The organism is Rhodococcus sp. PAE-6 (assembly GCF_025290685.1).
GTDB classification, from domain to species: Bacteria; Actinomycetota; Actinomycetes; order Mycobacteriales; family Mycobacteriaceae; genus Rhodococcus; species Rhodococcus pyridinivorans.
The window spans coordinates 1-258 of the sequence record NZ_JAOCLZ010000153.1; the positions used below are offsets into that span (position 1 = coordinate 1).

Sequence of the window (258 nt, forward strand, 5' to 3'; positions counted from 1 at the left end):
CGACGCGGCCGAGCATGAAGTCGCGTGCGTACCAGGATTGGGCGTCGAACATGTAGAACGTGAAGTACTGGTCCTGTGCGCCGAGGTACATCAGCTTCGGGTTGCGCTGGAAGAAGATGCCCTGGTAGATGTCGCGCGGGTAGAGCCGGTTGTCGGTGCGCAGTGCGAGTTCGTCGGGCAGGAACGGGTCGTGGTGTTTGTACCCCGTGCACAGCACGATGGCGTCGACCACGCGGGTGCTGCCGTCACGGAAGTGGG

1 pseudogene is annotated in these 258 nt (G+C 63.2%); it reads right to left on the reverse strand.

From position 1 onward, the window contains the following. A pseudogene (locus NVV99_RS26610) lies at positions 1-258 on the reverse strand (NAD(P)/FAD-dependent oxidoreductase); the annotation flags it as partial.